We start from the raw sequence: 15,200 nt of genomic DNA, 5'->3' as shown, positions 1-15,200 counted from the left end.
GGCGAAAAAATATGGCATAGTGCTGTGCAGCACAAAAAAATATAGAACCCTATGGCACAGAAAACCGAGCAAGAATGGAGAATCTGATTTTCAATGAAACGTCCTGATTACCGATCCCTACAAGCGTTGGATACAGTGATCCGAGAACGCGGTTTCGAGCGTGCGGCGCAAAAACTCTGTATCACCCAGTCAGCGGTATCCCAACGTATCAAGCAATTGGAGAATATGTTTGGGCAGCCCTTATTAGTACGCACCGTTCCCCCCCACCCTACAGAACAAGGACAAAAACTGCTCGCACTATTACATCAGGTAGAATTGCTGGAAGCACAATGGCTCGGCGATGAAAATGGTAACGATATCCCGTTACTGCTCTCACTTGCAGTCAATGCCGACAGTTTGGCAACGTGGCTCTTGCCAGCTCTCCATCCTGTTTTATCCGATGTCCCTATCCGACTCAATATTCAGGTAGAAGATGAGACCCGTACTCAAGAAAGTTTGCGGCGCGGAGAAGTCGTCGGGGCTATCAGTATTCAATCACAGCCACTGCCAAGCTGCCTGGTGGATAAATTAGGTGCCCTCGATTATCTGTTTGTGGCATCGCCTAAATTCGCTGAACGATTCTTTCCGAATGGCGTCACTCGTTCAGCTTTACTAAAAGCCCCTGCGGTTGCATTCGACCATTTGGATGATATGCATCAGGCATTTTTACAGCAGCATTTTGATTTATCACCGGGCAGTGTTCCCTGCCATATTGTGAATTCCTCTGAAGCATTCGTTCAATTAGCAAAACAAGGCTCGACATGCTGCATGATCCCACACCTGCAAATCGACAAAGAGCTGAAAGCCGGCGAATTAATTGATTTAACCCCAGGGCTATGTCAGCGCCGTATGCTTTATTGGCACCGTTTTGCTCCAGAAAGTGGCGCGATGAGAAAAGTCACTGACACCCTACTGAAACTAGGGCGCCAGATGTTACGTCAGGAAGATGAAATTAGTTAGCGTTGCAATTCAAAAACCGCTTCAACCTGATCAGAGAATTCGATGCTTTGTGGTTCATAAGTTTCACTGGCTGAATCCTCAGCGGGAGCTGCGGCCATAAGCGCTGACCTGTATTTCATGCGGCTCATTGGAAAAGGCACGGCTTCAGGGGAACGATAAGTGACGCTATACACAGGGCCTAACTTGCTGTTGAAGCCTTTTGCCAGTGCAGTCGCCTGCTGAATCGCATTTTCAATGGCTTTCTGTCTCGCTTCATCACGATAACGCTGTGGATTATCGACACTAAACTGCACTGAACTGATTTCATTCAATCCTGCTTTCAATGCACCATCCAATAATGTACTCAGTTGATCCAACTGACGAACTTTGACTTCAACTGAACGTGATGCACTATAACCCGTAATAGTTGATTTACCCGTCTTTTGTTCGTATTGATATTCGGGCTGAGTGCGTAAATTGGCCGCATTAATCTCTTTCTTGTCAATACCATTGGTTTTCAAGAAATCAAAATATTTTGCGACGCGTTCATCCACTTTTTGCTTTGCGTCTGCCGCACTTTTTTGAGTCACTTTCACATGGATCATCAAAGTCGCTATATCCGGCGCTGCTTTGATGATCGCATTACCAGAAGTTGATATATGTGGGGCGGGGGGTAATTCAGCAGCAGAAGCAGCCATACAGGACAAACTTCCTACTGCCATCATTGCAGCGAATACCAGTGATTTATGTTTCACAAAACCTCCTTCGGATACAGCAAGTAAACAGGCACTTCTTACAGTTTACAGTAAGACAAAGCACTTTCCAGAAACATTAGCACACTATCTATAAAGTAGTATGTAACTCAATAAAACATCTGTAATCCCTGTTTGAGCAAACTCCATGCGATATACCACATCACACAACCAACAAAGAGGTTAATGATTCTTTGTGATCGAGGCTGATTGAGTACGGGTGAAAACCAGGCAGCCAGAATTGACAATGCAAAAAACCAGCTTATGGATGCCGTAGCAGCCCCAACGGTAAACCACGGCCTAAGTTCCGATGACAGTCCTCCTCCCACGCTACCTAATACCACGAAGGTATCCAGATAAACGTGCGGATTCAGCCACGTTACGGCAAATAGCGTCACTATGACTCGCCAGCGGTTCTGGACGACATTCTCTGAACGGGAGAGTTTGATATCCGCCGATAACGCCACTCGAAAAGCACTCCATCCATACCATAGCAAAAATGCCACTCCGCCCCACGTCACCGCTTGCAGCAGGAATGCCGATTGCCCAAGCAAAGCACTTCCTCCAAATACCCCCGCCGTGATAAGGACAATATCGCTGGTGGCACATAACGTTGCGCTCATTAAATGAAACTGTTTTCTACTTCCCTGCTGCATCACAAAAACATTTTGTGGTCCAAGCGGGAGGATCATGGCAGCACCAAGAAAAAAGCCCTGTATAAATGTCGAAAGCATGCAGAAACCCCTAATAATGACTCAATTAGCTATGTTATATGCATATTAGGAAAGATCATATATGAGTAAAAATGAATAATTCTTATTCATCATTAGATAATTTAATAATAAATATCAATAATATAGTCAAATATCAGCATGATGGAAGAAGAAGCAGGTAAAACTGCTTAAGCTTGGTGTGAGAATTTTCACTGCTCACACCAAGCTACTTTTATTATTGGTCTATCTTCTTCTGTAAGGCAGCTTGCTGCTGATGCAGATAGACATCCATTTGTGGGAATGGAATGCTGATATTGTGCTGATCCAGAGTACGTTTGAAACCTTCCATCAGATCCCAGTAAACACTCCAGGCCTCATCATTACTTGTCCATACGCGCACAATAAAGTTCAGTGATGAAGGTGCCATTTCGTGCAGACGAATGGTAATACCTTTTTCATGTTGAATGCGTTTATCCGCTTTAACCACATCACCCAGCACTCTTTTCACTTCATCAATATCCGCGTTATAAGCAACACCAACCATAATCTGAGTACGACGGTTCGGCTCACGGCTGGTATTGATAATGTCGTTCGCAATAATCTTTCCGTTAGGGATCACGATGATACGATCATCACCACTACGCAGGGTTGTAGAGAAAATTTGTACTTGTACAACCGTCCCTTCCGCGCCGCCAATAATGACATATTCACCCGTACGGAGTGGCCGGAAAATCACCAGAAGAACACCCGCAGCAAAATTTGACAGCGATCCCTGTAATGCCAAACCTACCGCCAAACCAGCAGCACCAATAACTGCAATGACAGACGCTGTCTGAATGCCCAACTTTCCAAGCACTGCGATAATTGCAAACGCGATGATGGCATAACGAATAATCGCGGACAAAAAATCAGAGATAGTTGCATCAATGCCACGCAATGACATGACGCGCTTAACTGTTTTATTAGCCAGTTTAGCAACAAGCAAGCCCACGATCAGAATGACGATGGCCGACACAACATTCACCGCATATTGAATCAACAGCTCCTGATTGCTGGCAAACCAATTTGCTGCTTTATCAATCTCACCTGATAGATTGATCTCTTCCATAAAAAGCCCACCTTTTATTGTTGGAACCTATCTCATTCAGTGCTGTTATCAGCTATAACCTCACCTGATAACATAGGTCACTATTCAAAAAATAAACGGAAAAACCAGAACTACAACACACAAAAGTGATGGAATACCGATTATGGCAGAAAACCCTCTTTGGTTGAACACTAACACTTACCTTTGATTTTTTTGCAAAATAAAATCTTTATAATCGGCTAACATATCGATAAAATCGTCTGTTCCACAAAAAGCCAGACTCTCGTTATCATAGTAACTCATCCCCTCTTCCACCATTTCTGTATCGAACTGGAGTTGGTTAGCCCTAATCATGATTTCTCCCTCACTCATCAATAATGTGTATTCATGACCGATCAATTGCCATTGGCGTTCACTGCCTTTGATGCCCGCCAGTGCTGAAGTGATTTTATCCAATACACTCAAATCACCTTTAACTTCTTCATTCAACCAATGACCAATCGCTTCATGATCCATCGAAAAATAAGTTGTAACGTGACCCGCAATATCCTGCGTAAATTCATATTCCATCATGCACCCCACTATATTGTTGATATCAACCACATCTGGATTTTAAACATTTCCGCAGCTCTCACCTCAGAGGCAGTCCACAAACTGACACAAAAGCTGCCATAAAAAAAGGAGGCATCTGCCTCCTTATTTTTTGCAATATACTTTTTTATACAGCCGTTTGGAAGATCACTTCATCCGCTTTTTCGGTGTACTGGTTCAATTGATCAAAATTGAGGTAGCGATAAGTATCTGCTGCGGTTTCATCGACTTTGTCCATGAATTGCAGATACTCTTCCGGCATTGGTAGGCGGCCCAGTAATGAAGCCACCGCAGCCAGCTCCGCAGAGGCCAGATAAACATTCGCCCCAGCGCCCAGACGGTTAGGGAAGTTACGGGTGGAAGTGGACACCACCGTTGCGCCATCCGCAACACGCGCCTGATTCCCCATGCATAATGAACAACCCGGGATTTCGACACGCGCCCCACTCTTGCCAAAGATGCTGTAGTAACCTTCTTCCGTCAGTTGGGCGGCATCCATTTTAGTTGGTGGAGCAACCCACAGGCGAGTCGGTAACTGGCCTTTATGTTGATCCAGCAATTTGCCCGCAGCACGGAAGTGACCGATATTGGTCATACAGGAACCGATAAAGACTTCATCAATTTTGCTGTTGGCAACTGCTGATAACAGACGCGCATCATCAGGATCATTCGGCGCACATAAAATAGGCTCTTTGATTTCCGCCAGATCGATTTCAATAACAGCAGCGTATTCAGCATCCGCATCGGCTTCCAGCAATTGAGGATCTTTCAGCCAATTTTCCATACCAATGATACGGCGTTCCAGTGTTCGACGATCCCCATAACCTTCCGCAATCATCCATTTCAGCAATACGATATTAGATTGCAGGTATTCAGTGATAGGCGCTTTATCCAGCTTGATAGTACAACCTGCCGCAGAACGTTCCGCAGACGCATCCGCCAATTCAAAGGCTTGTTCAACTTTCAGCTCTGGCAGGCCTTCAATTTCAAGGATGCGGCCAGAGAAAATATTTTTCTTACCTTTCTTCTCAACAGTCAGTAAACCTTGCTGAATGGCATAGTAAGGAATGGCATGAACCAGATCGCGCAGGGTAATGCCGGGTTGCATTTTGCCTTTAAAGCGCACCAATACAGATTCAGGCATATCCAGCGGCATTACGCCTGTTGCAGCAGCAAATGCAACCAGCCCAGATCCTGCCGGGAAAGAGATACCAATTGGGAAGCGGGTATGGGAGTCACCACCTGTACCCACCGTATCCGGCAATAACATGCGGTTCAGCCATGAATGGATAATCCCATCGCCCGGACGCAGCGATACCCCACCACGGTTCATGATGAAATCAGGCAACGTGTGATGTGTAGTCACATCTACAGGTTTTGGATAAGCCGCAGTATGACAGAATGACTGCATGACCAGATCCGCAGAGAAGCCAAGACAGGCCAAATCTTTCAATTCATCCCGTGTCATTGGCCCAGTGGTGTCCTGAGACCCCACAGAAGTCATCTTAGGCTCACAATATTCGCCTGGACGAATTCCCGTCGCACCACAGGCACGACCCACCATTTTCTGCGCCAGTGAGAAACCGCGTTCACTTTTCTCAATTGCTTTTGCCTGACGGAATACATCACTGTGTGGCAATTCCAGTGATTCACGGGCTTTCGTCGTCAAGCCACGGCCGATAATCAACGGAATACGGCCACCAGCACGCACTTCATCGAGAAGTACATCAGTTTTCAGCCCAAAGGTTTCCAGCAATTCATTGGTGTCATGGTGACGGATTTCGCCTTTATAAGGGTAAATGTCAATGACATCTCCCATGTTGAGATTGGAAACATCCACCTCAATTGGCAACGCGCCTGCATCTTCCATGGTATTGAAGAAAATTGGGGCAATTTTTCCGCCCAATACCACGCCACCACCGCGCTTGTTAGGCACAAATGGAATATCTTCACCCATAAACCACAGGACGGAGTTAGTTGCTGATTTACGGGAAGAACCCGTACCCACAACATCACCGACATAAGCCAAAGGATGGCCTTTTTTGTTCAGTTCTTCAATTTGCTTGATTGGGCCAACCGCACCAGCTTGATCCGGCTCAATGCCTTCACGGGCATTCTTGAGCATTGCCAGAGCATGCAGAGGGATATCTGGACGGGACCACGCATCTTGTGCAGGGGATAGATCATCGGTATTAGTTTCACCAGTGACCTTAAAGACGGTAACGGTAATTTTTTCTGCCAGTTCAGGACGCTCCAAGAACCACTTAGCATCTGCCCATGACTGGATAATTTGTTTAGCATGAGAATTGCCAGCTTTCGCTTTTTCTTCCACATCATAAAAGCTATCAAACATCAGCAAAGTATGAGAAAGCGCTTTCGCTGAGATTGGAGCTAGTTTTTCGTCATCAAGAGCATCAATCAAAGCGTGGATATTGTACCCGCCCTGCATAGTTCCCAATAATTCGATGGCTTTTTCCCGCGTAACAAGGGGAGAGGTTGTCTCACTCTTGGCAATAGCGGCAAGGAAACCGGCCTTCACATAAGCGGCCTCATCAACACCAGGAGGAACACGGTTGGTCAGTAGATCTAACAGGAAATCTTCTTCACCTTCAGGTGGGTTCTTCAGTAATTCGACCAGCGCTGCTGCTTGAGCTGCGTCTAATGGCTTAGGGACGATGCCTTGAGCTGCACGCTCGGCTACGTGCTTGCGGTATTCTTCTAGCACGACTTACTCCTCGCTCTCATTGTCATTTTATATACCCGGCTGTCTGCACCCGGTAACGATCATCAAAGAACAACCATCAAGGGTGTCAGGTCAGAGGATTTTACTCGCATAACTTCAGGATTATGTCGAGCTTCGGGCGCTTAGCATACCAAATTTTGAATGGCATGTTAATTCATTCACATAAAAGTAACATTATGCCATGATAAAATGTTGGATAACGAGACACAAAGAGAGTATTGCAGTTTTATATACCATTTTTTTCTACTTAAGCCTGAAAATGCCTCCATTTCTATCTGTTATATTTTCCTGTTATATTTTCTGAGTCAGCGGGGCTTTCAAATCTGCTAACAGACTAAGCTCCCCTTACAGAGATTTTCACCATGAAATACAGATGAAAACCTTTAAACTCCGAACAATACAATAAAATTTGTATAAACTAAAAACGGCCCCCTGAATGGGAGCCGCTTGGCACAAAGATTTAATATACTGCAAAATCTAAAGAATTATTTCTTTTTCTTTGCCTTAGGATTTGGCAAATCAGTAATGCTGCCTTCATACATTTCCGCAGCCATACCGATTGATTCATACAGTGTTGGGTGAGCGTGAATAGTCAGAGCGATATCTTCCGCATCACAACCCATTTCAATAGCCAGACCGATTTCACCCAACAACTCACCACCGTTAGTGCCGACAATAGCACCACCGATAATACGGTTGCTTTCTTTGTCGAAAATCAGTTTGGTCATACCATCTGAACAGTCAGATGCGATTGCACGGCCTGACGCCGCCCATGGGAAAGTGGCGGTTTCGTAGCTGATGCCTTTCTCTTTCGCTTCTTTCTCAGTCAGACCAACCCAAGCCACTTCTGGTTCAGTGTAGGCAATGGATGGAATCACTTTTGGATCGAAGTAATGTTTCTTACCAGAGATAACTTCAGCCGCAACGTGACCTTCATGAACACCTTTGTGTGCCAGCATTGGCTGACCAACGATATCACCGATGGCAAAGATATGAGGCACGTTAGTACGCATTTGCTTATCCACATGGATAAAGCCACGCTCATCAACTTCAACACCCGCTTGACCCGCGTCGAGCGACTTACCATTGGGTACACGGCCGATAGCAACCAGAACTGCATCATAACGCTGTGGTTCTGCTGGTGCTTTCTTGCCTTCCATCGTTACGTAGATGCCATCTTCTTTAGCTTCTACTGCGGTCACTTTGGTTTCCAGCATCAGGTTGAATTTCTTGCTGATACGCTTAGTGAACACTTTAACAATATCTTTGTCCGCAGCAGGAATAACCTGATCGAACATTTCTACCACATCAATCTGAGAACCCAGAGCGTGGTAAACGGTTCCCATTTCCAGACCGATAATACCGCCGCCCATAACCAGCAGACGTTCCGGAACAGTTTTCAGTTCCAGTGCATCGGTAGAATCCCATACGCGAGGATCATTATGTGGAATGAATGGCAGTTGAATTGGGCGTGAACCCGCAGCGATAATGGCATTATCAAAATTAATCGTTGTTGCGCCTTTCTCGCCTTCTACTACCAAAGTGTTAGCGCCTGTAAATTTACCAATGCCGTTAACAACATTAACTTTACGGCCCTTAGCCATACCGCCCAGACCACCTGTCAGCTGGGAAATCACTTTTTCTTTCCAGAGACGGATTTTGTCGATATCAGTTTGTGGCTCACCAAACACAATACCGTGTTGTGCCAGTGCTTTCGCTTCTTCAATCACTTTTGCAACATGAAGCAGTGCTTTGGATGGGATACAACCGACGTTAAGGCAAACACCACCCAGAGTAGAGTAGCGCTCCACCAGAACGGTATCCAAACCTAAGTCTGCACAACGGAAAGCAGCAGAATACCCAGCAGGGCCTGCTCCAAGCACCACTACCTGGGCTTTAATTTCAGTACTCATCATGACCTCTTAATTGTTTGTCCGGCGGGTCAGACGAAAAAAAACCATATTCCACCGGGACGTACACACCGCGAGCAGTTTACAGAATTGTAAATAACCTGAAAAGCGCGTTAACGTGACAGAAATCCCAACATGCTAGATGTAAGTCTAAAATATCTGTCACGATCGTAATCATAAAGGATAGTAATCATCAGGCCGGTTACTCACCGGCCTTCATATTACATCGCCAGACGGCGGATATCGCTCATCACTTCATTAATATAAGTGATGAAACGTGCACCATCTGCTCCATCAATCACTCGGTGGTCGAAAGACAGAGACATAGGCAGAATCAGACGAGGAACGAATTCCTTGCCATTCCAGACGGGTTTCATAGAAGAACGAGACAGCCCCATGATTGCCACTTCTGGTGCATTCACGATAGGTGCAAAGCCGGTAGTGCCGATACCACCCAGGCTGGAGATGGTGAAGCAACCCCCCTGCATGTCGGAAGCCGTCAGCTTACCAGCACGCGCTTTCTTGGATACTTCAGCCAGTTCTCTTGACAGTTCTATGATGCCTTTCTTGTTGACATCTTTGAACACAGGGACAACCAGACCGTTAGGCGTATCAACCGCGATACCAATGTTGATGTATTTTTTCAGGATCAGCTTCTGGCCATCTTCAGAGATAGAGCTGTTAAAGCGAGGCATGGCTTCCAGTGCTTTCGCAGCCGCTTTCATCACGAATACCAGCGGAGTGATCTTCACGCCAAGCTGTTTCTTCTCAGCTTCTTTGTTCTGCTGTTTACGGAACTCTTCAACTTCAGTGATATCCGCTTCATCGAACAGGTTAACATGAGGGATCATGACCCAGTTACGGCTCAGGTTAGCACCGGAGATTTTCTGGATGCGGCTCATTTCAACTTCTTCGATTTCACCAAACTTGCTGAAATCAATTTTCGGCCAAGGCAGCATACCTGGCATGCCACCACCCGCAGCAGCAGTAGGAGCTGCTTCTGCACGTTTAACCGCATCTTTTACGTAAGCTTGAATGTCTTCGCGCAGGATACGGCCTTTGCGACCTGTACTTTTCACTTTCGCCAGATTCACACCAAATTCACGCGCCAGACGACGAATGACGGGAGTCGCATGAACGTAAGCGTCATTTTCTGCGAATTCGTTCTTGCCTTCTGCTGGCTGGCTAGCCGCTGGAGCTGCTTTCACCGATTCAACCGCAAGAGATGGTGCCGCTGCCAGTGCTACGGCAGGAGCTGCACCCACCACTTCAAATACCATGATCAGAGAACCCGTTTTGACTTTATCGCCAACGGCAATCTTGATTTCTTTCACAGTACCCGCGAATGGTGCAGGGACTTCCATTGAAGCCTTGTCACCTTCAACGGTGATCAGGGACTGCTCTTCAGTGATGGTGTCACCGACTTTTACCATGATTTCGGTAACGTCAACTTCATCACCACCGATGTCAGGTACATTGACTTCTTTTGCTGCTGACACCGCAGGAGCCGCTGCTACTGGAGCCGGAGTTGCCGCTGGCGCTGTACCAGAACCTGCAACTTCGAATACCATGATCAGAGAACCCGTTTTGACTTTATCGCCAGCCGCAATCTTGATTTCTTTCACAGTACCTGCGAATGGAGCAGGAACTTCCATAGAAGCCTTGTCGCCTTCTACGGTGATCAGGGACTGCTCTTCAGTAATGGTGTCACCGACTTTTACCATGATTTCGGTAACTTCAACTTCATCACCACCGATGTCAGGTACGTTGACTTCTTTGCTTTCAGCCGCCACAGGTGCCGCCGCCAGAGCTACTGCTTTCTGTTGCACAGGTGCAGCTTCTGCTGCACCCTTTGCGGACTCAAAAATCATGATCAGTTTGCCGGTTTCAATTTTGTCACCAACTGCAACTTTGATTTCTTTAACCACACCGGCCTGTGGTGATGGGACTTCCATGGAAGCCTTGTCACCTTCAACAGTGATCAGTGACTGCTCTGCTTCTACGGTGTCACCCGCTTTCACCAGAATCTCGGTAACTTCAACTTCATCAGCACCGATATCAGGTACGTTAATTTCAATAGACATTAATCTTTACCTCTTATGCCAGACGTGGGTTAATTTTTTCTGGGTTGATGTTATATTTTTTAATAGCTTCTTCAACGACTTTCACATCAACTTCGCCGCGTTTAGCCAATTCACCCAGAGCAGCGACAACCACGTAAGAAGCATCAACTTCAAAGTGATGACGCAGGTTTTCACGGCTGTCAGAACGACCGAAACCGTCAGTACCTAATACGCGGAATTCGCTTGCAGGGACGAAGTTACGAACCTGCTCTGCGAACAGCTTCATGTAGTCAGTAGACGCTATTGCTGGTGCTTCATTCATGATCTGCGCAATATAAGGAACACGTGGTTCCTCTGATGGGTGCAGCATATTCCAACGCTCACAATCCTGACCATCACGCGCCAGTTCAGTGAAGGACGTTACGCTGTATACATCAGAACCAATACCATACTCGTCAGACAGGATCTTAGCTGCTTCACGAACATGACGCAGGATAGAACCAGAACCCAGCAACTGAACTTTACCTTTCGCACTGTCAAAAGTTTCCAGCTTGTAGATACCTTTACGGATACCTTCCTCAGCACCCGCAGGCATTGCTGGCATGTGGTAGTTTTCGTTCAGTGTAGTGATATAGTAGTAGATATTTTCTTGTTTCTCACCATACATGCGCTCTAAACCATCATGCATGATAACAGCCACTTCATAAGCGAATGCGGGATCGTAAGAGATACAGTTAGGAATAGTCAGAGACTGAATGTGGCTATGGCCATCTTCGTGCTGCAAGCCTTCACCGTTCAGAGTCGTACGGCCAGAAGTACCGCCTACCAGGAAGCCACGAGCCTGTTGGTCGCCAGCCGCCCAGCACAGATCACCGATACGCTGGAATCCGAACATAGAATAGTAGATGTAGAACGGAATCATTGGCAGGTTGTTGGTGCTGTATGAAGTTGCAGCAGCCAGCCAAGATGAGGCGGCACCTAGCTCGTTGATACCTTCCTGTAGGATCTGGCCTTTGGCGTCTTCTTTATAGTATGCAACCTGCTCACGGTCTTGCGGAGTATATTGCTGACCATTCGGGCTGTAGATACCGATTTGACGGAACAGACCTTCCATACCGAAAGTACGTGCTTCGTCAGCGATGATTGGAACCAGACGATCTTTGATCGACTTATTCTTCAGCATAACGTTCAGTGCACGAACGAAGGCGATAGTAGTAGAAATTTCTTTGGATTGTTCTTCCAGCAGTGAGCTGAAATCTTCCAGTGCAGGCATTTCCAATTTGTCGTCGAAGTTTACACGACGGCTTGGCAGGTAACCACCCAGCGCATTACGACGCTCATGCAGATATTTGGACTCTTCAGAGTCTTTATCAAAGGTGACGTATGGCAGTTTTTCAATTTGCTCATCAGACACAGGCACATTGAAACGATCGCGGAAGTGACGGACACCTTCCATGTTCATTTTCTTAACCTGATGGGCAATGTTTTTACCTTCAGCGGTATCACCCATACCATAACCCTTGATGGTCTGAGCCAGAATTACCGTTGGTTGACCCGTAGTATTCTGCGCTTTATTCAGTGCAGCATAGACTTTCTTAGGATCATGACCACCGCGGTTCAGAGCCCAGATTTCATCATCAGTCATATCTTTGACCAATGCTGCGGTTTCTGGGTAACGGCCGAAGAAGTGCTCACGCACATAAGTACCATCTTTGGATTTGAATGTCTGGTAGTCACCATCCAGAGTTTCATTCATCAGTTGAACCAGTTTACCGCTGGTGTCTTTACGCAGCAGTTCGTCCCAACGCTCGCCCCACAGAACTTTCAGTACCTTCCAGCCAGCACCGGCGAAAATACCTTCCAGTTCGTTAACGATTTTGCCGTTACCAGTCACTGGGCCATCAAGACGCTGTAAGTTACAGTTGATGACGAAAACAAGGTTGTCCAGTTTTTCACGAGTTGCGATAGTGATCGCACCTTTGGATTCTGGTTCATCCATTTCACCGTCGCCCAGGAAAGCATAAACGGTTTGTTGAGACGTATTCTTCAGACCACGGTGTTCCAAATATTTCAGGAACTTAGCCTGATAAATAGCAGAAATCGGGCCCAGACCCATTGAAACAGTTGGGAACTGCCAGAAATCAGGCATCAATTTTGGATGCGGATAAGAAGACAGGCCATTACCACCAATTTCCTGACGGAAATTGTTCATCTGCTCTTCAGTCAAACGGCCTTCCAGGAAAGCACGTGCATAAACGCCCGGAGAAATATGGCCCTGGAAGTAAACCAAGTCACCGCCATCATTTTCATTGCTGGCGCGGAAGAAGTGGTTAAAGCAAACGTCGTAAAAAGTAGCAGAAGACTGGAATGAAGCCATGTGGCCGCCCAGATCTAGATCTTTCTTGGATGCACGCAGAACGGTCATCACCGCATTCCAGCGAATAGCAGAGCGGATACGACGCTCCAAATCCAGATTGCCAGGATAAGCAGGCTCATCCTCAACAGGAATAGTGTTGATGTAATCACGACTTGCAACACCTGCTGCAACGCTAACACCACCTTTGCGGGCTTCGTTCAAAACCTGATCAATCAGGAACTGAGCACGCTCAACACCCTCTTCACGGATGACCGATTCGATCGCCTGTAACCAATCGCGAGTTTCGATCGGATCCACGTCATTTTTCAAAATATCTGACATGGTGTATTCCTTATCTGTTATCTATTTCTAATGGTTGTTTTGGAGCCTATCTTCTGGTCATACCTTTTGACGTTTTGCCAGTCATGACCGGAAGATAGGCCCTGCTATATGTTGCCGCTAAAACTCTTGAATAAAGAGTTGACGAACTGTACAGACGCAGCAGCCAAGATCTGTACAGCCAAGATTATAGAACCTACCCCATCCGGGAGTTTTAATTGTCAATGACGCCCTTGAGGATAGGCATTTATTCCTGATGTTGCTGGAGCCGGCGTAGTGAGCGCTCACGACGAGTATGCTCACGAGTCAGATCCAATAAAACTTCTTCAATAAAAGCCAAATGGCGATGCGAAGCCTCACGGGCTTTTTCCGGTTCTCTCGCCATGATCGCACGAAAAATCTCTGCCCTGTGGTTACTGACAGCTGCTAACATTTCCTTGCGGGTATAAATGAATTCGAAGTTGCGTCGGATATTTTGTTCCAGCATGGGGATCATACAGCGCAGTAAATGTAGCAATACCACGTTATGGGCAGCTTCAGTGACAATAAGCTGATATTGCAGGACAGCATCTGATTCCGCCTTAACATCACCGCTTTGCTGGGCTTCTTGAATAGCAAAGTGGCTTTTTTCGATGTGCTCGAAATCTTCATCGGTTCCCCTAAGGGCCGCATAATATGCCGCTATACCTTCCAACGCATGGCGCGTCTCGAGGAGATCAAATTGAGATTCTTGATTCTCTGCAATAAGCCGGGCGAGTGGGTCGCTGAAACTTTGCCAGAGATTACTCTGCACGAAAGTTCCCCCGCCCTGACGACGGAAAAGAAAGCCCTTGGCTTCCAATTTTTGAATGGCTTCGCGTAGTGAAGGGCGTGATACCTCAAACTGCTTTGCCAGCTCACGCTCAGGCAGCAGCTTTTCTCCCGGGCGTAACGAGCCTTCGAGAATGAGATGTTCAAGACGCTGCTCAATCACATCTGATAACTTTGGTTGGCGAATCTTGCTATAGGCCATATCTGCTGTAAGCCATTCAATGAGTAAATGTTGCTTCGGACTAGTCATGATAACTGGGTCAGATCAACTGGATCGTGATCAATTCAGCCTCAGTTAATCGGGCTGTAGTCAATTGGTAATACCAATTTAGAATACAGGGTCTTAAAGTAACAAAGTATTCACTAGCTGTCTATAAAGACCTTGAGCTAAATCATAAAAATCTGCAAATTTTAACAAATTATTTTAATTTTTATCAAAAAACTATAACCAAAAGGGATTTTCAGGTAAAAAAATTTGATGGGGTTTAATTTTTAAAAACGTATAGATAGGCAAACTGAATCGTTACAGTTAGAAATATAATTTATATTTATTCATATACTATATATATTAATTCAATTAAATTTGATAGATGAGTAATAATCAATAATGGTTAATAGGTCAACCAAGTTAACTTAGCTGCCTCTCTCCAAACACCTGACCAAAAAAATTCCCGCCAGCGTTATCCTTAACGTCATGACGGGAATTGACCTATGAAAAGTGCTACATTAATATTGATAATCCTAATATAGATAATTCTTGGATAGTTAAAATATTCCTTAGGTTGGCACTTCTATTATCTACATTTTATACATGTCCATAACATTATTTTTATTCCTGGGAGGATGTTATCACTCTAA

General features: G+C 45.8%; 10 protein-coding genes. 1 reads left to right on the top strand and 9 read right to left on the bottom strand.

Going from position 1 to position 15,200, the window contains the following annotated elements:
* Positions 1-93: 93 nt before the first annotated feature.
* The gene (locus PSI22_RS15675) at positions 94-999 is read left to right on the top strand and encodes a LysR family transcriptional regulator ArgP (RefSeq protein WP_273580558.1); all 906 of its coding nucleotides are present in this window, start codon (positions 94-96) and stop codon (positions 997-999) included.
* On the opposite strand, the gene PSI22_RS15670 is transcribed toward PSI22_RS15675, so the two are convergent.
* The 9 genes from PSI22_RS15670 to pdhR form a co-directional block, all read right to left on the bottom strand.
* Positions 996-1,733, bottom strand: a complete 738-nt coding sequence (locus tag PSI22_RS15670) for an oxidative stress defense protein (RefSeq protein ID WP_273580557.1) — start codon at positions 1,731-1,733, stop codon at positions 996-998. The genes PSI22_RS15675 and PSI22_RS15670 overlap by 4 nt on opposite strands.
* A 107-nt stretch (positions 1,734-1,840) precedes the next feature.
* A complete protein-coding gene (gene argO / locus PSI22_RS15665; RefSeq protein WP_273580556.1) occupies positions 1,841-2,464 on the bottom strand; it encodes an arginine exporter ArgO in 624 nt (207 codons plus the stop codon).
* Positions 2,465-2,678: 214 nt separating this feature from the next.
* On the bottom strand, positions 2,679-3,551 hold the full coding sequence (gene mscS / locus PSI22_RS15660) for a small-conductance mechanosensitive channel MscS (RefSeq protein ID WP_273580555.1): 873 nt from the start codon (positions 3,549-3,551) through the stop codon (positions 2,679-2,681).
* Between the two features lie 177 nt (positions 3,552-3,728).
* Positions 3,729-4,100, bottom strand: a complete 372-nt coding sequence (locus PSI22_RS15655; RefSeq protein ID WP_273580554.1) for a YacL family protein — start codon at positions 4,098-4,100, stop codon at positions 3,729-3,731.
* Positions 4,101-4,248: 148 nt separating this feature from the next.
* The gene (gene acnB / locus PSI22_RS15650) at positions 4,249-6,846 is read right to left on the bottom strand and encodes a bifunctional aconitate hydratase 2/2-methylisocitrate dehydratase (protein ID WP_273580552.1); all 2,598 of its coding nucleotides are present in this window, start codon (positions 6,844-6,846) and stop codon (positions 4,249-4,251) included.
* 503 nt (positions 6,847-7,349) lie between these two features.
* A complete protein-coding gene (gene lpdA, locus PSI22_RS15645; RefSeq protein WP_155272035.1) occupies positions 7,350-8,777 on the bottom strand; it encodes a dihydrolipoyl dehydrogenase in 1,428 nt (475 codons plus the stop codon).
* A gap of 218 nt (positions 8,778-8,995) precedes the next feature.
* Entirely contained in the window at positions 8,996-10,858 is a 1,863-nt protein-coding gene (aceF, locus tag PSI22_RS15640) for a pyruvate dehydrogenase complex dihydrolipoyllysine-residue acetyltransferase (protein ID WP_273580549.1), read from the bottom strand.
* 13 nt (positions 10,859-10,871) lie between these two features.
* Positions 10,872-13,535: a pyruvate dehydrogenase (acetyl-transferring), homodimeric type gene (aceE, locus tag PSI22_RS15635; protein WP_273580547.1), complete on the bottom strand. Its 2,664-nt coding sequence runs from the start codon at positions 13,533-13,535 to the stop codon at positions 10,872-10,874.
* Positions 13,536-13,779: 244 nt separating this feature from the next.
* Positions 13,780-14,544 (bottom strand): pyruvate dehydrogenase complex transcriptional repressor PdhR, encoded by a 765-nt coding sequence (pdhR, locus tag PSI22_RS15630; RefSeq protein WP_273580582.1) that lies wholly within the window; start codon positions 14,542-14,544, stop codon positions 13,780-13,782.
* Positions 14,545-15,200 lie beyond the last annotated feature (656 nt).

Source organism: Xenorhabdus aichiensis (genome assembly GCF_028598775.1).
In the GTDB taxonomy this organism is placed as follows: Bacteria; Pseudomonadota; Gammaproteobacteria; order Enterobacterales; family Enterobacteriaceae; genus Xenorhabdus; species Xenorhabdus bovienii.
The sequence above is the reverse complement of the archived record's forward strand: the minus strand, read 5'-3'. Positions and strand labels throughout refer to the sequence as shown.